This is a genomic window from Paenibacillus rhizoryzae (genome assembly GCF_059686995.1).
In genome coordinates, this window is the sequence record NZ_JCAALT010000011.1 from 107621 (window position 1) to 128839 (window position 21219).

General features: G+C 51.4%; 21 protein-coding genes. 1 reads left to right on the forward strand and 20 read right to left on the reverse strand.

Annotated elements, in window-relative coordinates; all coding sequences use genetic code 11:
* Positions 1-416: 416 nt before the first annotated feature.
* From AC6ESO_RS26290 to AC6ESO_RS26325, 8 genes are all read right to left on the reverse strand, one after another.
* A complete protein-coding gene (locus AC6ESO_RS26290; protein ID WP_497093990.1) occupies positions 417-644 on the reverse strand; it encodes an aldo/keto reductase in 228 nt (75 codons plus the stop codon).
* A gap of 12 nt (positions 645-656) precedes the next feature.
* Positions 657-1691, reverse strand: coding sequence for an aldo/keto reductase (locus AC6ESO_RS26295; protein WP_497093991.1), 1035 nt, complete (start codon positions 1689-1691; stop codon positions 657-659).
* A 42-nt stretch (positions 1692-1733) separates the two neighbouring features.
* Entirely contained in the window at positions 1734-2567 is an 834-nt protein-coding gene (locus AC6ESO_RS26300) for an SDR family oxidoreductase (protein WP_497093992.1), read from the reverse strand.
* A 109-nt stretch (positions 2568-2676) separates the two neighbouring features.
* Positions 2677-3210 carry an NAD(P)H-dependent oxidoreductase gene (locus tag AC6ESO_RS26305; RefSeq protein ID WP_497093993.1) on the reverse strand — a complete coding sequence of 178 codons (534 nt, stop codon included), beginning with the start codon at positions 3208-3210 and terminating at the stop codon, positions 2677-2679.
* 107 nt (positions 3211-3317) lie between these two features.
* Complete coding sequence (locus tag AC6ESO_RS26310; protein WP_497093994.1) at positions 3318-3746, reverse strand: MarR family winged helix-turn-helix transcriptional regulator; 429 nt, start codon at positions 3744-3746, stop codon at positions 3318-3320.
* A 118-nt stretch (positions 3747-3864) separates the two neighbouring features.
* On the reverse strand, positions 3865-4344 hold the full coding sequence (gene rlmH / locus AC6ESO_RS26315; RefSeq protein WP_494819590.1) for a 23S rRNA (pseudouridine(1915)-N(3))-methyltransferase RlmH: 480 nt from the start codon (positions 4342-4344) through the stop codon (positions 3865-3867).
* 3 nt (positions 4345-4347) lie between these two features.
* On the reverse strand, positions 4348-4515 hold the full coding sequence (locus AC6ESO_RS26320) for a CxxH/CxxC protein (protein WP_090980575.1): 168 nt from the start codon (positions 4513-4515) through the stop codon (positions 4348-4350).
* A gap of 151 nt (positions 4516-4666) precedes the next feature.
* On the reverse strand, positions 4667-6070 hold the full coding sequence (locus AC6ESO_RS26325; RefSeq protein ID WP_497093995.1) for a S1C family serine protease: 1404 nt from the start codon (positions 6068-6070) through the stop codon (positions 4667-4669).
* 183 nt (positions 6071-6253) lie between these two features.
* Here AC6ESO_RS26325 and AC6ESO_RS26330 point away from each other — a divergent pair, with 183 nt between their 5' ends.
* Positions 6254-6475, forward strand: coding sequence for a hypothetical protein (locus AC6ESO_RS26330; protein WP_494819592.1), 222 nt, complete (start codon positions 6254-6256; stop codon positions 6473-6475).
* On the opposite strand, the gene AC6ESO_RS26335 is transcribed toward AC6ESO_RS26330, so the two are convergent.
* The 12 genes from AC6ESO_RS26335 to AC6ESO_RS26390 form a co-directional block, all read right to left on the reverse strand.
* Positions 6444-7250 carry an MBL fold metallo-hydrolase gene (locus tag AC6ESO_RS26335; RefSeq protein WP_497093996.1) on the reverse strand — a complete coding sequence of 269 codons (807 nt, stop codon included), beginning with the start codon at positions 7248-7250 and terminating at the stop codon, positions 6444-6446. The genes AC6ESO_RS26330 and AC6ESO_RS26335 overlap by 32 nt on opposite strands.
* Positions 7251-7324: 74 nt before the next feature.
* Positions 7325-8041: a two-component system regulatory protein YycI gene (gene yycI, locus AC6ESO_RS26340; protein ID WP_497093997.1), complete on the reverse strand. Its 717-nt coding sequence runs from the start codon at positions 8039-8041 to the stop codon at positions 7325-7327.
* Positions 8042-8097: 56 nt separating this feature from the next.
* A complete protein-coding gene (locus AC6ESO_RS26345) occupies positions 8098-9768 on the reverse strand; it encodes a YycH family regulatory protein (protein ID WP_497093998.1) in 1671 nt (556 codons plus the stop codon).
* Positions 9765-11600: a cell wall metabolism sensor histidine kinase WalK gene (gene walK, locus AC6ESO_RS26350; RefSeq protein ID WP_494819596.1), complete on the reverse strand. Its 1836-nt coding sequence runs from the start codon at positions 11598-11600 to the stop codon at positions 9765-9767. The genes AC6ESO_RS26345 and walK overlap by 4 nt, the downstream gene beginning before the upstream one ends.
* A complete protein-coding gene (yycF, locus tag AC6ESO_RS26355; protein ID WP_494819597.1) occupies positions 11597-12352 on the reverse strand; it encodes a response regulator YycF in 756 nt (251 codons plus the stop codon). Before yycF ends, walK begins: the two co-directional genes overlap by 4 nt.
* A 194-nt stretch (positions 12353-12546) precedes the next feature.
* Complete coding sequence (locus tag AC6ESO_RS26360; RefSeq protein WP_497093999.1) at positions 12547-14052, reverse strand: peptidoglycan DD-metalloendopeptidase family protein; 1506 nt, start codon at positions 14050-14052, stop codon at positions 12547-12549.
* Between the two features lie 134 nt (positions 14053-14186).
* Positions 14187-14885 carry a hypothetical protein gene (locus AC6ESO_RS26365; protein ID WP_497094000.1) on the reverse strand — a complete coding sequence of 233 codons (699 nt, stop codon included), beginning with the start codon at positions 14883-14885 and terminating at the stop codon, positions 14187-14189.
* 147 nt (positions 14886-15032) lie between these two features.
* Complete coding sequence (locus tag AC6ESO_RS26370; RefSeq protein ID WP_494819600.1) at positions 15033-16319, reverse strand: adenylosuccinate synthase; 1287 nt, start codon at positions 16317-16319, stop codon at positions 15033-15035.
* 183 nt (positions 16320-16502) lie between these two features.
* Entirely contained in the window at positions 16503-17864 is a 1362-nt protein-coding gene (gene dnaB / locus AC6ESO_RS26375; protein WP_494819601.1) for a replicative DNA helicase, read from the reverse strand.
* A 30-nt stretch (positions 17865-17894) separates the two neighbouring features.
* The gene (gene rplI / locus AC6ESO_RS26380) at positions 17895-18338 is read right to left on the reverse strand and encodes a 50S ribosomal protein L9 (RefSeq protein ID WP_497094001.1); all 444 of its coding nucleotides are present in this window, start codon (positions 18336-18338) and stop codon (positions 17895-17897) included.
* Complete coding sequence (locus tag AC6ESO_RS26385) at positions 18335-20296, reverse strand: GGDEF domain-containing protein (protein ID WP_494819603.1); 1962 nt, start codon at positions 20294-20296, stop codon at positions 18335-18337. The genes rplI and AC6ESO_RS26385 overlap by 4 nt, the downstream gene beginning before the upstream one ends.
* Before the next feature lie 19 nt (positions 20297-20315).
* Entirely contained in the window at positions 20316-21218 is a 903-nt protein-coding gene (locus AC6ESO_RS26390) for a DUF2232 domain-containing protein (RefSeq protein ID WP_497094002.1), read from the reverse strand.
* Between the last annotated feature and the right edge of the window lies 1 nt (position 21219).

Sequence of the window (21219 nt, forward strand, 5' to 3'; positions counted from 1 at the left end):
GAGCCCTTCTCTACAAGTAAATTTAGCCCCCACCACTCCCTGACTAGCAACACACCGCACTTCGCACGCCTTGTACATCAACTCCATCAGCCTTAAGCGAACCTGCCACATCTCATTTTCGAACCATCAATATGACCGACTCCACATGTGCTGTGTATGTATACTTAAGCTCGAATCTGTAGATTCAGTATTGTTGCATCAACAATCAATTCCACTCTCCGCTTTACCACTATTTGTGATACGGTTCACCTTAACTCCTGCAACGGCGAAAACATAGGGCATCCGGTTAAGGATGCCCTAATGCTTATGCCTATTTTATTTGCTGATATTATTTTATCAATATTCCACTCGCTTTCGACTAGCTGCAAGTTATGTTATTTCACCCCAAGTATGCATCTGCAATAACACGCAACGCTTCAACAAGTGCAAGATTTTTGTCTAAGTTCTCGCCTTGGAAACGAGGAGCAAACGTACGCATTCTCGCGGCGCTGACCTTGCAGAGCTTCTCGAAGCAAGAGTTCATTATGACCCATACCGTAGAAATCACCTGTGTCGAAGAGGGTAACTCCTTTCTCAAGCGCCTCATGAATCGTTGCAATGCTTTCCTGTCGGTCTGCCGCACCGTAGAGATCGGACATTCCCATACAGCCAAAATATCATTTTCTGTGATTGTCTATTTTCGTGAAAGTAGTACCAAAAAGCGCATTTCTAACCGGATCGGATGTTAAAAATTCATGAGGGAACCCAAGCTCGATCCGGCTGGCTTGGTCTAAAGCATTCAAATGCTCGGATGACAAAGCGGAATCTACTGCTCCCAGGTTATCTTTCATTTGCGATACTTTTCTCGCGCCAACGATCGGAATGATGACCCCCTGCTGTTGACGTACCCAATTCAGCGCAACTTGCACAGGGGTTTTGCCAATCTCCTCGGCGATCCTTACAACTTCCATGACAATCCTGCGATTCGCCTCATTCAATCGGTTGCTTTGCGGTGCCAAGCGCTTAGGCTCTTCGTGCATTTGTTCGCTCAAATATTTCCCTGTCAATGCGCCGCCGGCAATCGGCGCCCAAGAAGTAACCCCGATATCGAATGCGCGCGCCATCGGCAATAAATCGCGCTCCGGCGTACGCTGGAGCAAGCTGTACTCCACTTGCAAACCGATGAACGGTGTCCAGCCCCGCAGCATGGCTAACGTATTCGCCTGCGAAACAATCCAGGCCGGCGTGTCCGATATGCCCACGTATAATACCTTGCCTGCACGAACCAAATCGTCTAATGCGCGCATGACTTCTTCGACAGGAGTCGTGAAATCCCAAGCATGCAGCCATAAGAGGTCGATATAGTCGGTTCCTAATCTTTTCAAGCTTCCTTCTATGGTTTGCACAAGGTTTTTTCGATGATTGCCACCGCCGTTAGGATCATTCGGACGGGTGGTAAGCGAGTATTTGGTTGCGATCACGTATTGCTCACGCTTTCCCTTAATAAATTCGCCCACATACTTTTCACTCGTCCCATTTGTATAATTGCAGGCAGTGTCAATGAAATTTCCGCCCGCTTCTGCAAATGCTTCAAAAATATTGCGACTCTCTTCCTTCCCGGCTCCAAATCCCCAATCTTCACCGAATGTCATCGTTCCTAAAGCCAGCTCGGAAACTCTCAGTCCGCTTCTTCCCAGCAATTTATATTTCATCGTTATAATCTCACCCTTTCTTGATTATTACCCTATTCTTTTTTAATCTGTCAGACCTGCAAGCTTCAAGCTCAATTCCCAGAACCGTTTATTGGTCGTATCATCATTAGCTCCAGAAGACGTTTTTACTGGCTTGCGCTTTTCAAAATACTGTCCGCTTACGCCTTGCACTTCAGATGATGTCGCGAGATAAACCGGAGTTTCGGCTCCTTTTGCGAGACTGGAGGAGATGAAAGAAAACAAGAATTGCATTGGACGGGGCAGTTGCTTGAGAAGTGTCGTTTTTATCAAACCGGGATGTAGGCTATTGATCGTGACGTCGGTGCCCTTTAGACGATTAGCCAATTCCTTTGCGAAAATGACCAAGCCAAGCTTAGTCGGGCCTACTGCTTTAAACGTGGAATACTTGCTTTTCTCCAGCAGCAGGTCTTCCAAATTCAATTTGATTCCATAATGCTTGGAAGCTACGTTAATAATTCGCGCCCCGCCGCTTTGCTTCATTAGGTCAAGAAGCAGATGAGTGAGCAGGAAATGCGACAAATAGTTAGTGGCAAATGTCTTTTCAATCCCGTCTTCCGTCACTTCCCGCTTCGCCAGAAATACCGCCGCGTTATTAATCAACACGTGCAGCTTGCCATACTTGGCTTTGAACTGCTCCGCCGCTTGGCGAACCGATTGCTGCGAGGCGAGATCCGCAACGATCATATCCACTTTTGAGTTCCCGCTTTGCGTAATAATTTCTTTTACGGCTTCCTCGCCCCTCTGTTTGCTTCGGCAGAGCAGTACGACCGTCGCTCCTCCTTTAGCCAATTCAAGCGCTGTAGCCTTGCCAATTCCGGCGTTCCCGCCTGTAATTAAACAGACTTTACCCTTCATCTCAACATTCCCCCATGGTTGAAGATTTCCTCTGCCAAATCGTGATAAAGAAAGCCCCCTGCTACTGTTGTTCAGATCTAGGGAGCTCTCTATTTTCAGGCGGTTAGACTTATACCTTTACAGACTGCAATGTCACATATTTAACATAGTCGGCAGTATTTTGCGCTAGTTGCTCATCGCTTACGTGCATAACCCCATTCAAAATAAACGGTGTCATAAAAGCTGTGCCGATCAGATTGCTCGTAGCTTGAATGGGTTTCAATAATTCCTCCATCGTGTACCGGTTGTAACCGGAATGCTGATACGATTCCGTCGGGCCGAAAGTAGATACCGCCACTCCCAGTTGTTTGCCGCGCATCTTGTCGCCGCCTTCTCCGTAAGCCCAGCCGTAGGAGAGCACTACGTCAAACCATTCCTTCAGCAAAGAAGGTGTGCTATACCAATAGAAAGGAAACTGTAGGATAATTCGATCATGCGATGTAAGCAAGGCTTGCTCCTGTGCCACATCAATTTTAAAGTCAGGATATGATGCATACAATTGGTGCACAGTAACATTGCTTTGGTTTTGCACTGCTTCCATCCAGGACTTATTAATCCTGGACTGATTGATGTTCGGGTGAGTTACGATGACTAATGTTTTCAAGATAATCTCTCCTTTGTTGTTTGTACATACAAATATATGATTTAATAATATTCCCACACTAGCTTTAATCAATCGCTCTATGTGGGAATACGAAAACCACTATGATATCAGAACTTTTGTTCCAAATTGCGGCCTGCATCATGCAGCATTTTGGTTAGCTGCTTGCCTGCATCTTCACCTAGTATTTCAGAATAACGCCGTTTTAGATCCTTCCAAGCTAGCTTAACTGCCGGCATTATCTCTACACCAGCCTGCGTAAGCTCGATTAGTGATAGCTTGCCTTCGGTACGACTTTTTATAAGTCCTTTGTACAGCAGCTTCTCAATAAACCGCGTAATTGTAGATGGTGTCAAATGCAGCACTTCGCCCAATTCTTTCTGGCTAATGCCTGGCTTTTCTTGGACAGCTAATAGCAAAAAGGCATACGTCGGTGACACACCGGTCGGTTTAAATGTTTCTTCCGCCATTTTGGTTATTGCTCTGTTAAGTATAGCCGAAGAGAAATACATGCAATTTTGAAAATATTTATCCAGCATGAGCACTTCTCCCTTCGCCTCATTTGTATATACAAATATAAAGGGCGAAATTGTAATTGTCAATCACCCATCAGCATTGACGGGCAATAACGCAAACATGTCAGGACACAAATTTGCGTCATTTGTGATACGGTTCCCCCCGGTTAATCTTCACCGCCCGGTACACCTGCTCCAGCAGCACCAATCGCATGAGCTGGTGCGGTAAGGTCATGCGCCCGAAGCTGAGCTTCTGCTGGGCGCGCTTCAGCACGGCGGGCGCGAGGCCGTTGCTTCCGCCAATAACAAAAGCCACGTGGCTCCGCCCATACGTGGCTAAAGAATCGAGCTGGCCGGCGAGGTCCTCGCTCGACCATAGCTCCCCATCCAGCGCCAGCGCGACAACATGTGCGTCCGGCTTAATAACCGCGAGCAAGCGCTCACCCTCGCGCTCGCGAACAATGGCTTCCTCGGCGGCGCTCATCGTCTCGGGCGCCCGCTCGTCCGGCACTTCCGTGAGCGTGAGCCTCACGTACGGGCCTAGACGCTTCGCGTATTCTGCGATGCCGAGCACAAGATATTTTTCCTTCAGCTTTCCGACAGCAGCGATCTGAATATGCACCGGCTACACCACCAAATACTCGGCAATGTGATCGCACAGCTCGCAAGTGGCTGGCGCTTCCCATTCCGTGAACTTCGTCGTCACCAAATCCACGATATCCGGTGCATCCTCGTATTCATCCACAAACTTATCAATCGCCAGCTCCACATGCTCTTTACACACACAATACATCTGCCAGATCCCCCAATAGTAGTCTGTATCCTTTCATGCCTTGTTCCACCGTTTAACCCCATATCCACGCAAAGAGATCAGCTCGTCGTATCGCATGCCCGTACCTTACCCTACGAGCCTGCACGAGCTGATCCGCTTCGCGACTATACCGTTATTCTTCCGTCTTCTCCGCCAGCTTAAACGTTGTAGTTTGCTTCTTACCGTCGCGGTAGAAGGTCACTTCAATTTCATCGCCGATCGTCTTCTTGCCGTACAAATATTTGCGCAGCTCCATCGTGCTGCTGATGGACTCATTGTCGAGCTTCACGATGACATCATTGAACGCAAGACCCGCTTCCTCGGCCGGACCGACCGCCTGAAGCACGATTACGCCCTGCTTCACATCATCGGGCAGCTTCAGATCGCCTTGCGGCATCATCACCCCTTCGTCTTCCCCGCCCACAGCACCATCGCCGGATTCAGGACCTTCCGTAGACTGCTCCTGATCCGCGCCGCCTGCGCCGCCACCGTCGCCGTTCCCTTGAGCGGCTGCCGACTGTTGTGCCATATACAAGCCCAGATCCATCGTATACACGCCTAGATAAGGACGCTTCACTTTGCCGTACTGCAGTAAGCTTTGCACAATTGGCATCGCAATATGCGAAGGAATCGCAAAACCTACGCCTTCCACGCCGTACTCGGCAATCTTCATGCTGTTGATGCCGACCACGTTGCCGTCCAGATCGATCAGCGGACCGCCGCTGTTGCCCTGGTTAATGGATGCATCGATTTGAATAACTTCCTGTTCCCAGTCGTAATTGCCATCTTGGCTGAGCGACACCGGAATGATCCGTTTCGTCTTGCTCACAATGCCCATCGTCAACGAATCGCTGAGTCCAAGCGGATTACCAATCGCCATGACCCATTGACCGGCACGCAAGCCTTCGGATTCCCCGAAGCTCGCTACCGTATCGATACCATCCGCATCGATCTCCAGCACGGCCAGATCCGTAATCGCATCGGTACCGACAACCTTTGCATTCCGCGTCTCGCCATTGCTCAGCACCGCTTTTACGGCAACGGCATCTTCAATAACGTGATTGTTGGTAATGATATGCGCTTTGCCTTTGACCTTCTCGAAAATAAACCCGGAGCCCAGAGCCGCCTGCTGCAGCGGAGCAGAGCCATCTCCGCCATCGGCGCCTGCCTCATTATCGCCATCTGCAGTCCCGCCGGTAGCATCGCTTTCAGGCTGCGCCTGCTCATTGATAATACTAACGACAGCCGGACGCATCTTCGCCGCTGCGGAGATCGTCTTCTCAAGCGGATCATTGCTCATGCCCACATTCGTTACGCCTGCAACAGCCGATACGGAACCCTCGCTGCGGTCAAAGCCGGTGAACAAGCCAAACACCAGCACTGCAGCCAGTGCGCTAACCACCGAAGAGGCTACAGCCATACGCACAGGTGTCCAGCGAATGCCGCTCCCGCGCTTGCTAAACGAAACGTCGCGGCCCGTAGACCGAATACGACGCGATACACGCGTTGAATAGAAATCATCATCAAATAAGCTCATCTATAATCGCTCCTCTCGATGTCAGGCTGACATCAAGACCATTATTTTACGAATCTAGGAATGATATCGGTAGAACGGTCTACAATAATTAATAGAACTGGAAGAAAAGGCTGCCGCCGTCCTGTTGGAGGCGAAGTAAGTCTCTTCCCTTAGAATAATCAAATAGATGAAGGAGCGAATCCCATGAAATCCAGAAGTTCCTTAGCCCTTGACCATCTCAATTTGGTGGCCAAGCTTGCCGACCTCAAGGAGGACCATTACCGCACCCTGCTTACCCTCAGCGCGATGACAGAGCTGCTCATTGATAAAGGAATTCTTACCCAAGACGAACTTGAACGCAAAATCACTTCGCTCGATTCCGAGCTGGACGAGCTTATCGTCGGCGCACTTCATCCCATGCCGTAGGCCGGTCATGGTACGTTTCGCGCAGCGGATGCTCATCGCGTTTGAAGAAGAAGCCGTTATTCTCCAAGATGCCGTTTACCGTCAGCTTTGCGAGATCCATCAAATTGTGATCCAAGCTAAGATGCGCCAGATAAACCCGCTTCGTTCGATCCGTCATCAGCTGGCATAACGCTTCTCCGGCCGCTTCATTGGACAAATGCCCGATATCGCTGAGAATTCGCCGCTTAATGTTCCACGGGTAACGCCCCATCCGCAGCATGTTGACATCATGATTCGACTCTAGCACTAGTACATCGGAATCTTCTATCATCCGCCTTACTTTATCGCTGACATAGCCAAGGTCTGTTGCCAGACTCAGCTTGACATCATCATCTTCAAAAACATAACCGACCGGCTCGGCCGCATCATGCGAAATCGCATACGATGTCGTCCGCATAGCGCCGAACTTCGCTGTTTCCCCTGTCTCCATAATGACACGCTGCTCGCTTGTTATGGTGCCGACATGGCGTTCAAGAGCCCCCCATGTCGCTTCATTCGCATAGATCGGCACATTGTGCTTCCTAGCAAACGCACCAAGCCCTTTTATATGATCGGAATGCTCATGCGTAACGAGAATCGCATCGATTTCATGACCGGCGACACCTCGCTCGCGCATGAGCTCCTCGAGCTTCTTCGCACTTAAACCTGCATCAATGAGCACGGTAGAATCTTCGCATTGCACAATCGTGGCATTTCCTGTCGAACCGCTCCCAAGAACCGTAAATCGAAGTCCCATACTTCTTCTAACCCTGTCCTTTCCCCTGCTCCCCAAACCCGCCGAACATGCGACAAGGCACTGCGAAACCCCACTTATTCCGTCACAACTTCCCCACTGATTGCATTCATGTAGTACTGCCCGCCATCTTCCAGCAGCACGCGCCAAGTCGGCGCCGAAACTTGCGTATTGGAGTCGAAAATCTGACCGTGATAGCCCAGCTTGATCTCCTCAATGACTGCTCCGTTATGCAGCTGATTCTCAATTAAGCTTGTCACCACTTTAGTGGCCGACAAAACCGACTGCGAAGTCGAATTCTGTGGCGGCAGCAGCTCGACAAGGTCCTGCCTGTAGGCCGTGATCTTCTGATTGCTAAAGTAAAGCTCAAGCTTCGCATCGAACATAGGGCGTCCATCAACCATCCGGTAAAAAACAAACTCATCTTCATAAACAGGGCCAAGCGCGTAGTCCTCCAGCTCCGGAATGATGCCTCCCAGACTCGCTTGCAGCTCTTTCTCATCGAAGACGACCTTACTGTCTACCGGCTTCTTTAATTCATGGCGCTCACCTTTGCCGAGCTTTGTTTGGATCCGATAAGTCAAATCCCGCAGCTCGGGTGTTTCCGAAGGGATGCTGGTTCCAAGCTTAATCTTCTTCTCTTCCATAAGCGCCTGCGTTTCCGGCCGCAAATCGCTCACATCCGCGCTCGTCCGAAGCCCCTCTCGGATGTTGGACCAGAGCTGGTATCCAAGCACGAGATTCAGCAGCAAAAATGCAAAAATCAGCACACTCTTCGCCCTGCCCCAGTCCATCCCTTCATCTCCTTCAACTACGATCCTGGTAAGCTTCTAAGACGACCTCGACCAGCTTACGGGTGCTCCGTTGGACTGCCGGCATTACCGGCGGCACCACTGCTCGCATTCCCTCCGCCGCTAGCCGTATTAACTGCAGCACCAGGCATGCCTGCTATATCTCCGTCCGCGGGGACGGCATTGCCGATTGCCGCACTTGATTCCGTGCCTTCATCGGCGCCGTGTCCCGCTTCGCTTCCATTCTTCCCACCGCTTGCATGCGTACCTGCTAGGCTGATTAAGCTGCTGATGTGCCCGGTTAGTGTCCCGCCGCTCAGCTGCGCAACTCCGCTTGATGCCGGGTTATTACCCTGCTCATCCACTTTACCGCCACCGGTATTGCTCGTCTTCTGGAGCGGTGCACCGCCCGGCTCGCCGGGCATCGGCTTGTAACCGCCCGGAATGGCTTGAAGCAGGTTCTCCTGCGTGCCATCCACGAGACGGACAGCCCAGATCGGCTCCAGCTTCATCACATTCTTCTCGGTCGATACCGCCAATAGCGCAGGGTAGATCGCAGTCACTTCCAGTCTGCGTTTGTAGTTCTTAAACGCATTCTCCAGCATATCGCCGCCTGGCAGCCAGCGGATGTCCCGCTGTTGAGCTTTCTTCTGCAGTGTGAGCAGCGAGCGTTCATACTCCGAAACAACGCCCTGCTGCAAACGCAGCCGCATGCTGCCGAACATAAACGGCTCCTGCGGGATAATCGGATAAGAGCCGTAATACTGCTGGAATCGCAGTACTTGAACACTCTCGAACGTCCCCGCATGGGTGAAGCGATGCATACCGTCCCAGCCGCCATGCTTGTTAATGAACTGTATGGCCGCATATACGTTCTGACTCTCGTTATCGTCTTGGCCTTGCACCGATACGGGGTCCGTAAAGCTGATCCAGCGTCCATTCTGCTCTACCTGCAGCCCGCGTTTGCCATCCGTATAGATCTGCGAGCCGCCCTGATCACTGATTACCCGCGTAACGCCGGGATCAAAGAACAAGTACCTCTGCATCTGCTCCGGCGTATACGTCTCATACCCCACGGTCAACTGCATCGATTCCACAGGCCCATCCGGCGTATAGAGATCTTCGCCGACTTTCCGGTAGTTCGTCTGATACTCGCCGTAACCGACATACATCTGAACGTCTTGCGCCGTTAGATCCGCTTTCACCGATTCATAGACGGTCAAGTTATCGCTGCTGAAGAAATACGTTCGGATTTCATCCCGATCACTGCTTTTATAAATCCAGATCCGGTTCACGACATCATCCATGAACGTCGCATCGCCTTCTAGCTTCAATACTTTGCTTAACAGCTCTACCGGTACGCCGCGCCCAAACCGCAGCTCAAGCCCTTCATCGCGGTCGCGAATTTCATTCCAATCGACAACAACAGCCGCGCTCCGCTGGAACCCTTTAAACTCACGGCTCTTGATCTTGCCGAAGATCAAATTATAGAAATTCGAGGCGGGGTACAGAAGGGTGTGTTTCCCTTTGCCCAGGTGCAGAACCATGTCCTCCGGAAAAATAACGTTCTCGATCTTCTCCTCTTGTCCGAGCGGCTCAGACGGCACATAATCCTGCTGCGGCGTAGTCGTTACACCGAGCCCAGGCATGCTGTATGCGAGCAGATAGCTTTGAATCAGACTGAGAATAACGAGCGCCGTGAGCACCGCGGTCTTCAGCTTGTCCATCATGCGCTCTCACCTCCGCCGACCTGCACGGGCAGAATGACGGTTACCGTCGTCCCTTCATTAAGCTCGGAATCGAGCGCAATGGAGCCGCCATGTGCCTTCACAATTTCCCGGGCAATGGACAAGCCCAGACCGGTACCGCCCATGTTCCGCGAGCGGGCCTTATCGACACGATAGAACCGATCGAAGATTCGGCCAAGATCCCGTTTCGGAATACCGATTCCCGTATCCTTCACGCTAATAGCGACTGAAGCCGGCTCAAGCCGGCGTGCCGCAATTTCAATGCGCCCACCGTCGAGCGTGTATTTGATCGCGTTCGAGACGAGATTATCAAGCACTTGATCGATCTGATCGCGATCGAGCCAGATCGACGTAATCGCATCTTCTACCCGAACCGAAGCCCGAATTGCTTTCTTCCGCAGCTGGAAGGAGAAGCGGTCGGCCACTTCCTCCAGCATATCCGGCACATTCGTCTGCTGCCGTCTTAGCGGGGCTTGATTGGAATCCAGCCGCGATAGATGCAGCAGATCGGTAACGAGACGAATCATCCGCTCTGTCTCATTGCGGATAACGCCGACGAATCGCTGACCGAGCTCTCGCTCATCCAACGCGCCATCGTCGAGCGCTTCCGCATAGCTCTTGATCGTCGTGAGCGGCGTGCGCAGCTCATGCGATACATTCGCAACGAACTCGCGCCGCGATTGTTCAAGACGCTCCTGCTCGGTGACGTCCTGCAGCACCGCGATCGTACCGCTAATGCCTTGATCCCGGCGATGGATCGGCGTCAGCGTCACGCGCATCAGCTCTTCCTCATCGCCTTCGGTCTCCAGATGATAGAGAATAGCCGAAGGTTCATTCCCCTTCTGCAAGCCCGTAAGCTGCGCTTCGTCCATGCCGAACAAGTCGGTCAGGCGAATGCCTTCGCAATCATCCCTGCGCAGCATCTCCTGTGCGCGACGGTTCGTAATAATAACTACACCGCGCTCGTCAGCGGCCACGACCCCGTCGCTCATATTAGCCAGAATCGAAGAGATCTTCTCTTTCTCTTCTTCCGTTGCCGATAGCGCATCGCGCAAGCGCATCGTCATATCGTTAAACACTTCGCTTAGTCGGCCGATTTCATCATTGCCGAGTACAGGCACCTGCTGATCGAACCGACCTTCCGCAACGGCCGCAGCCTGGCGGGTCAGTGCTTTAATCGGGTTCGTAATCGTGTGGGCGAGCAGAATGCCGAGCACGCCGGTCAATCCCAGCGCGAAGAGCATCCCGGACATGAAGATCCGGTTAATCCGGTCAACAGTCGAATAGAGCTCCTTCATCGAGGCGACCAGATAGATCGCGCCTACTGTTTTCTCCCCATCTACGATGGGCTTGGCAATAATCTTCTTGCGCAAACCATCCTCGTCGATAATTTCCTCTTCGTTATCGCGAATGCCCTGCAGCGCGCGGCTTACGGCAAGCGATGTATTCTTCTTCCCAATATAGGACTGATGCGACTGCAGGGAGGTTGCTAGCACCTTCCCGCTGGCATCTAATATTTGAATTTCGGCCTCGCTAATGCTGAACAAGCTGCTAACAAGCACGCTGAGATACTCCTCTGTTGAGTTCTCATCGGAAGTGCCGGTCTGGTCCAACCGATTGGACAGCGTTTGTGCCGATAATTTCGAGAGCAGATTCGCCTGCTCGTTCATGTTATTCGTGAACGTCGATGTCAGCGAGGTCTTCATCGTACTGATGAAATAGACGCCGATCAGCTGCATCGCGATTAGAATCAGCAGCACATAAATAATAATCAGCTTAACTTGAATGGTTCGGAAAAACCGTATCCCGTTCATCCGTACCCGAACCCTCCGGATTTCGGATTACGCATCAAGTACCCCAGCCCGCGCCGGGTCAAAATATATTCCGGCCGGCTCGGATCATCTTCGATTTTCTCGCGAAGTCTCCGAATCGTAACATCCACCGTGCGGACGTCGCCGAAATACTCGAACCCCCATACCGCCTGAAGCAAATGCTCGCGCGTCATTACCTTTCCGCAGTTGCGGGCCAGATAATAAACGAGCTCGTACTCCCGGTGCGTCAAGTCGAGCGGCTCATTGTCTTTATAGACCACATACATGTCTGTATCGATGAATAGATTGAAAATCCCAAGCCCCTGCTTGTCCTCCGCAGCCGGCGAAGTGCCGTTACCTGCCGAAGCAGCAGCGGAAGAGTTGGCGTCATTCTTCTGGCGACGCAAATGCGCTTTCACGCGGGCAAGCAGCTCGCGGGTACTGAACGGCTTCGTTACATAATCGTCCGCACCAAGCTCTAAGCCAAGTACTTTATCAAGCTCGGTGTCTTTGGCTGTCAGCATAATGATCGGCGTTTGCAAACGTGCGCGCACTTCTCTGCACACGTCCATGCCATCCTTCACCGGCAGCATCAGATCGAGCAATATTAAATCCGGAAGCTCTTCAAATGCGAGCCTTACCGCTTCACCACCGTCGAAGGCGCAAATGACCTGATAGCCTTCCTTCTCGAGGTTAAATTTTATAATGTCCGCAATCGGTTGTTCATCGTCAACGACTAATATTTTTCCGTGCATCGCTACACCGCCTGTCGCTTAGCAATCTCCCTCTATTCTACCATAGGAAGTGTCTGAGTTCCCAATGAAAGTTCCCTCATATGAGGGGAGAATTGGTCGATTTCCCGCGGATTTTGTGACTTTCCTCTGAACGCAAAAACACTGCCGGGCCATGAAGGCCGGGCAGTGTTTCGTAGGATCTGCAATTGCTTCGCTTACAGGTACTTAAGCGGGTTTTGCAAAACGCCATTCTTATGAACTTCGAAATGCAAATGCGTGCCGAAGGAGTGACCGGTATTACCCATAATGCCGATCCGTTGACCCTTCTCAACCGTCTGACCACGCTTGACGGAAATTTTGCTAAGATGGCCGTAAACTGTTTCATAGCCATTATGGTGATTGATAATGATACAGTTGCCCAGTCCCGGACGTTGGCCGGTGAAGCTGACTGTACCGTTGTCGGCTGCCATAATGTTATGGTTACCAACCATATCAACCCCGCGATGCAAGGCTCCCCACCGTTGACCGAAGCTGCTGGTGAGACGCGCGCCGGTTACCGGCCAGCTGAAGCGGCCGCTGCCTTCGCTTAATGTAACCTTCGTGCCTTTCATCACAATTGCCGGAACGGATGGCTTCAGAACGACCTCGCTGATCAGCTCTTCACTCATCAAGTAGCCATTCTGCTTCACCAATCGGTACACCAATTGTTTCTTCCCGCTTTGGCCTTGTCGAATAACCTTCGACTGGCCTGCTTTCATATTGCTGTTCTTCTGCACGACCGTAGCCGGATCGATCGATTCGGTTTCCGTCACGTTCTCGACCGTTTCGACGGTCACTTGCGGCTGAAGTACCGTAAGATCAAGCACGTCTCCGACTTTAATCATATCATCCTTGATCCATTTGTTCCGCTCATAGATGACCTGAGGGGAAATATCGAATTTGTGTGCGATACAGCCGACGCAGTCGCCTTCTTGAACCGTATACGAAGTTGGTTTCACAGTCCCTTTGATAAGCTTCAAATAGAGCTGCTCGGCATCTGCGATGTCCGTTGGCTGTACTTCTGCTTCTTTAGTCGCAACCTTCTCGACAAATTTCACGGATTTCAAGGCCGATTTGGACTTCAAGCTGCCGTCCGCTGAGTAGGACAATGCAGTCACTTCCGCTTTACCGGCTTTCACCTTCGGCGAGTATTTACCTTCGACCCGCTTCAGCAGCGCAGTCGCCGTAGCCTTGTCTTTCACAACGCCGACCCGCTTGCCATCTACCACAAGCTCAACGCCTGTAGCGTGTGAAACAAGCAGTCCTTCAAGCTTCTGCAGAGTCGCAGTGGAGTCCGGATTGGCATTGTAAGCGCTTTTATCGCTGTATGTGATCGTACCTGCATCAAGCACCATATGTATGCCAGCGTTTTTCTCCTGAATCTGCTTCTCTTTGTTGCTAATCAACTCTTTAACCTGGGTCTCCGAGCTTACTTCTCCGATCAGCTTGCCATTATGATAAACTTCGACATAATCTACGGTGTGTGCTTGTACATAATGACTGCCGCTAAAACCTGCAATCGTCAATAAGGCTACTGCGCTTACCGCAAGAAATAACGGCTTCTTGCTCAGTAATCGGTGCTTCGTAGTGCCTTGCGTGCTATTTGGGTTGACGGTCCGAAAAGTCTGTCGGAATGAGTTCCATACCTTCCGGATGCGACCCCTCTCGTTAAAAAAGGCCATGATCGTCTCCTTTTCGCGTTATGGTTCATAACTTTGATGGGATCCGACAATGTAAAACCTACATTGTCATTCTACGGTTTCTACTTTATCATAACGCTGCATTCCGATTCAACCAAACGACCCTGGGCTTGACATTAATATTTGCTCAGAATTGCCAGCATTGCGTCGTATTCTGTCCGATCTAGGTATTGCGCCATAAGCTGTTGGACCTGGGTCATTTCCGCGTCCGTCAGCCCTTCCTCCATTAGACCTGATATCTTCTGCCAAGCATCCTGGGGGAGTTTGGTCATTGTCTTGAACAGCTTCTCTTTGTCGGCGTCGCTAATTTGAGACTTGGCTGCATTGATTTCGTCCGTCGTCATAGCTTCCTCTTCATTTGAAGAAGAAACAGCGCCGCTGCCTGCTTTTGGCCCGGTACCGCCTCCGATATCGCTTAGTTCGCCGTCCGGATTCTGTTCAAAAGCATCAACCGACGCAGGCGAATCGCTATCCGTTTCCGCATCTTTCTTCGTACTCGAAGATTGCCCGTCGCCGCTGCCGTCCTTCGTCGCAGTCGAATCCCCATTCTGATCTGCGCCACTACCGTCAGTACTCTCGTTCTTCGAGGACGAATCCGCCGAAGCTCCTTTCTGCTTCACAACCGGGTCCGCCCCCCACAACCCGCCCCAAACACCGTTCAGTGCAAAAGGCTTCTGGTCGAGCGGCACATTAAATTGCTTCAGCAGCGTTTCGACATAGCTGTTGACGATGTAACCTGTCGTCCAGATCGATAGAAAACTGATCAGCAGTCCTGCTGCGATCGTTTTCGCCAGCCACCCTGTCATTTTCCACATGATAATCACCCTCCTATGCAAGGGCATTTTCGCCCATACTTCTTAGTATGGGCACGCGGCCTAGGAACCATTCATATTGGCAGCGACTTATATTGGCAAAAAAGAGAAGAGGACCGCGATTTCTCGCAGTCCTCTGAATTCATACTATTAACCGTAGATCGGCACAACCGGATTCGTTTGCTCGCGGTTACGTCCAACGGAGAAGATCGCAATCGGAATCCCTGTAAGCTCGGATACCCGCTCCACGTAGCGGCGCGTGTTCTCCGGCAGATCCGCCAGCGTCTTCGCGTTAGAGATATCTTCGCTCCAGCCCGGCAATTCTTCGTATACCGCTTCGCACTCGGAGATCAGCTTCAAGCTCGCTGGATAATGCGTAATGATTTCGCCGCGCAGTTTGTAGCCCGTGCAAATTTTAACCGTTTCAAGACCCGAAAGCACGTCAAGCGAATTCAAGGACAAGCCTGTAATTCCGCTAACGCGGCGTGCATGGCGGACAACTACCGTGTCGAACCAGCCTACACGGCGCGGACGGCCGGTAACTGTACCGTATTCAAAGCCTTTCTCGCGGATCCAATCGCCGGTCTCATTGCTGAGCTCCGTTGGGAACGGACCGTCGCCAACGCGCGTCGTGTACGCTTTGGCAACACCGATAACTTGTTGGATCTTCGAAGGTCCAACGCCGGAACCGATACAAACGCCGCCCGCTGTCGGGTTCGAGGAAGTCACATACGGATATGTGCCTTGGTCGATATCGAGCATTACGCCTTGCGCGCCTTCGAACAGAATGCGCTTGCCCGCGTCGATTGCATCGTTCAGCACAACGGAAGTGTCCGTTACGTAAGGACGAAGCGTTTCCGCATAACCCAGGTACTCTGCAAGAATAGCGTCAGCATCCAGCTTCTCGCCGTTGTAAACTTGCTCGATCATTTGGTTCTTCTCGACAATCATGCGGCGAAGCTTCGTTTCGAACTCTTCCGCATCAAGCAGGTCAGCGACACGAATACCGTTACGCGCTGCTTTGTCCATGTAACAAGGGCCGATGCCTTTGCGAGTCGTACCGATTTTGTTATCGCCTTTACGCTCTTCTTCAAGGCCGTCAAGCACAAGGTGATACGGCATGATCAGATGCGCGCGGTCACTGATTTTCAGATTCTCCGAGGAGAATCCATTGTCATGTATATAGTTAATTTCATCAATCAGTGCGGACGGATTGATAACCATGCCGTTACCGATGACGCACACTTTATTTTCATTGAAAATGCCCGATGGAATCATCGTAAGCTTATATTTCTTATTGCCGATCATAATGGTATGACCTGCGTTGTTTCCCCCCTGGTACCGGGCTACAACATCAGCACCGTCCGCCAGAAAGTCGGTGATTTTTCCTTTGCCTTCGTCTCCCCACTGGGTTCCGACTACAACTACCGTTGACATGGATATACCCCCATTACAAGTTTTGCGCGCATTGCAAAATAAGCAACATAATAGCTACCAGCTTTAGACAGCATGATTAGTTTAGCAGTCTGCAGTGGTAAAGTCAACGAAAAGCGAACAATTGTAAGGTCGTATATCACATTGTTCGGAATTTCGATAAATGTGGGACAGAACCCTCCCTAATTAGGAAGCGTGGCCCGGTTCTTGGTGTGAACGGTCTAAACCAACGAATTTATTGAAGTTCTTCAAGAAGGCAAGCTCAACGGTTCCAACGGGACCGTTACGCTGTTTAGCAATGATGATCTCGATGATATTCTTCTTCTCGGATTCCTTGTCATAGTAGTCATCCCGGTATAGGAACGCTACAATATCGGCATCTTGCTCGATCGAACCGGATTCCCGAAGGTCAGACATCATCGGACGCTTGTCCTGCCGCTGCTCAACACCCCGGCTCAGCTGCGACAGTGCGATAACCGGCACTTCGAGCTCACGGGCAATCTGCTTCAGCGTACGGGAGATCTCTGATACTTCCTGCTGGCGGTTCTCACCGGCTTTACCGCGCCCTTGAATGAGCTGCAAGTAGTCGATCAGTATCATGCCAAGTCCGCGCTCTTTCTTAAGTCGGCGGCATTTCGCCCGAATATCCGATACGGTAATGCCCGGCGTATCATCAATGTAAATTTGCGCTTCAGACAACGAACCAATCGCCATCGTTAGCTTTTCCCAATCGTCGCCTTCCAAATACCCGGTACGCAATCGGCCCGCATCCACGTTTGATTCCGCGCAAATCATACGCTGTACCAGCTGGGCAGCCGACATCTCGAGACTGAAGATGGCGACGGTTTCCTTTGCCCGCACGCCGACATTTTGCGCAATATTAAGCGCGAAGGCCGTCTTACCTACGGATGGCCGTGCAGCCACAATAATAAGGTCATTTTTCTGGAAGCCCGCGGTCATTTTATCCAAGTCGGTAAACCCGGACGGAATGCCTGTAGAGCCGCCTTTATTCGAATATAAATGCTCAACCTTCTCGAATACTTCCATGAGCACGTCGCGAATGGAGATGAATCCGGTGCTTGAACGGCGGTTCGACAGCTCCATGATGCGGGCTTCCGCTTCGCTAAGCATCGCTCCGACATCTTCAGCGGCGGCGTAACCGTCCGAAACGATGTTTGTGGCAGTCCGAATGAGACGTCGGAGCATCGATTTCTCTTCTACGATTTGCGCGTAGTAATCAATGTTGGCCGCTGTTGGAACGGCGTTACCCAGCTTGGCCAGGTAACTTACGCCGCCGATTTCCTCCAGCTGCTGTCGATCCTGCAAATAAGCAGTCAAGGTTACCAAGTCAATCGGCTGGCTCGCTTCACCAAGCTCCACCATCGCTTCAAACAGCAGCTGATGCGACGGCAAGTAGAAGTCCTCGCTGCGCAGCCGCTCCATTGCCGTAATTAAAGCTTCCGTTTGCAATAAGACAGCACCGAGTACCGCTTGCTCTGCTTCCATATTCTGCGGCGGTATTCGGTCAAAATTCATCTCATTACTCATTGGTCCCCATGACTCCCCTTTTGATTGCTTCTATTCCTCCGTAGCATGTACACTCAGCTTCGCTTTCACTTCTGGATGCAGCTTTACCAATACTTGCGTAACGCCAAGCGTGCGGATCGGCTCTTCCAGCTCGATTTTGCGTTTGTCGATTTTGACGCCTTGCGCCTCAAGCGACTCTGCGATTTGCTTGCTTGTGATGGCTCCGAACAAACGACCGCCTTCGCCGGCTTTCGTTTTCACAACGATTTTCATCGCTTCCAAACGCTCTGCAAGCGCCTTTGCGTCTTCTTTTTCTTTTTCCTTCTTCTTCTGCTCGGACGCCTTCTGCAAATCAAGCGTCTTTAAATTGCCATCGGAAGCCGGTTTCGCCAAGTTCTTCGGGAATAGGAAGTTACGTACGTACCCTTCCGACACCTCTTTAACCTCACCCTTCTTACCTTGCCCCTTCACATCTTGCAAAAAGATTACCTTCATTCGAATAACCCCTCTTCCTTATCAAGTTCTTGCAGCACCTGCTTAAGGCGCTGTGCTACTTCTACAACCGTTCCTTCTTGCTGCGCGGCGGCATTGGTTAAATGTCCGCCTCCGCCCATACGCTCCATGACCACTTGCACGTTCATGTGGCCCAATGAGCGGGCGCTAATGCCAATCAGACCATCCGGCCGCTCTCCGATGACGAAGGATGCGAGCACGTCGGTCATATTAAGCAGCGTATCCGCCGTCTGCGCAATAAGCAGCTGCGAATACTGGCGGCCTTGCTCCGTCATCGCGATGGCGATATGGTCATACACGATTTCAGCCTGCTTAATAATCTCTGCCTTCTTAATGTATTCGGCCAAGTCCTCTTTCAGCATCCGCTGAATCAAGGTCGAATCCGCCCCATTGCGGCGCAGGAACGATGCCGCTTCGAAAGTCCGCGAGCCGGTGCGAAGCGAGAAACTCTTCGTGTCCACGGTAATCCCCGCGAGCAGCGCTGTCGCTTCTCTGACGTCGAGCAGCACGCGATCGTTAATATATTGCAGCAGCTCAGTAATGAGCTCACAAGTCGAGGATGCATAAGGCTCCATGTAAACCAGAATCGCATTCGCGATAAACTCTTCTCCGCGTCTGTGATGATCCACAACGACGATTTTGTCCGTTTGCGTCAGTAGCTTCGGTTCTTTCACCATCGATGCTTTATGCGTGTCGACGACGACGACAAGCGTGTTTCCGCCAATTAGTTCTTTTGCCTGCTCAGGCGTTATGAACCTCTTCGCAATCCGCTCTTCTTCCCGCAGCATCTCCATCATTTTCTGGATCGAAGGATTAACGCCTTCCAGCACGATGTACGCTTCTTTATTAAAGAGCATAGCAGCCTTCAGTACGCCAATGGAAGCACCGATCGCATCCATATCCGGCATTTTATGCCCCATAATGACGACGCGGTCGCTGTCCTTGATCAGATCACGCAGCGCATGCGCGACAACCCTCGCCCGAACTCGGGTCCGCTTCTCCACGGCGTTCGACTTCCCGCCATAGAACGACTGCCGTTGTCCGACCTTCACAGCAGCCTGGTCGCCGCCGCGTCCAAGCGCATAGTCAAGACTAATCTGTGCCCAGTGGCCAAGCTCCACAACGCTCTCAGCGCCTGCAGCGAAGCCGATGCTGAGCGTCATTGGGATCTTGTTCTCGGCCGTAATTTCCCGCACCTCGTCAAGGAGAACAAACCGTGACAGCTCCAGCTGCTTGAGCGTACGCATGTCGGTAATCACCAAGTAACGGTCAGAGGTGAGCCGCTTCAAGTACACATGAAATTTGTTCGCCCAATCGGTAATCTCGGCAGTCGCCTTTGAAAGCAGCGTGCTGCGCTGTTGATCGTCCATGCCTTGCGTAACCTCATCGAGGTTATCCATCATGACGATACCGAGCGCAAGCTTCTCTTCCTCATACCGCTTAGCCAGCTGCCAGCGCTGCGTCATATCCCGAATATAGAGCAGCCTTTCATCGAATCGGAACTGCAGCTCATAAACCGAGTTTCCTACATGCGCTTCTACTGTGCCCTCGCGTTCTTTCGCCTGAGACAGTGTGGGGAACAGATCCTCCAGTGACTCGCCGACGACAGAATCCCGCTCCAGCATGTGCGTGACAAACGCATTATGCCACTCCACGGTCTTGTCTTCGTTATAGAGAATAATGCCGAATGGTAAATCACTGATAACCTCGTTGCCGGCTTTCTTCACTCGATACGACAGCGTCCCTAGATAAACCTTTAAATCGCGGCGGAAGGCCCGCTCCGCCATGACGGAGGAGAAGCCCACCGCACCGCAGAGCAGCAGCCCCAGCATGCCGAGCTTCCATTCATAGAAAGCCAGTGTAACCGTCAGTAGAATCATCAGCACGAATGCCCACAAATGGTGCATCCCATGCCAGCGATTAATTAAAAACTTTGGCATTGTTTCATTCGCCCCCGTATCACGATTTCTTAAACGCTTTACGGATTGGGAAAGCTGCGTCAATGACCCCAATCAAGCTAAACGGTTGGAAAATCGCGACAACTATCGATAGAAGCACCGGTATCGCTTTGTTCCATTTCCGTTCATGCGCCAGGAAGAAGAAGAATCCCATTGCCTGAATGGAGAAAGCAAGCTGCATCAGCGGTACCAAGTTATGAAGCGTCACCGTCATGAAGGAGGAGCCCGTGTTCGGTGTAGCCATATCCGCTATGAGTACAATTAAGTAGTAAAACACGAATACCCGCGGCAATCTCCATTCTCGAGCTGCTTGCAAACGCGAAATCGTTAATCCGCTTGAACGCAGGGAAGGCGCTGCAATCGCATGCGTAATAATCGCCAGCAGGAACGAAACGGTAATAAGCGCCATTGGAATGGAATGAATCAAGCTTTGCACATACGATTCCGTTACGGTTGCCGTCCAAACGCTTGGCATAAGTCCTTGTTCCCGCAAGTTTTCCACTGTCTTCGTAATCATGTCGCGGATTTCATCCATTAAGGAGAAATCGAATACGAGGTCAAACACAACCAGCTCAAGCAGAAGCTGAGCAAGCACCGTAATGACGGTAGCCGTTATGACCTTTCGGGCAGGAGCCCCTTTCCGGTAGAAATGCCCCATAACAAGCGACGGAACTAAGAAAAACAGTCCAACGATTAAGGCGGGAAGTCCCATAATTAATACGCCAATTCCGTATACGGCTGTCATATGCAGCGTAAATGCTCGTTTAGACAAGGTCGTATAGAGGAATACCGTTGGCACCATTAATACTGCCGCAGCCAGCGCATTCAGGACGGGGACTGCTACCAAAAGCAGTAGAATTAACGCCGAGAAGCTCCATAGAATTGACTTTAAACCGGTTTTCAAA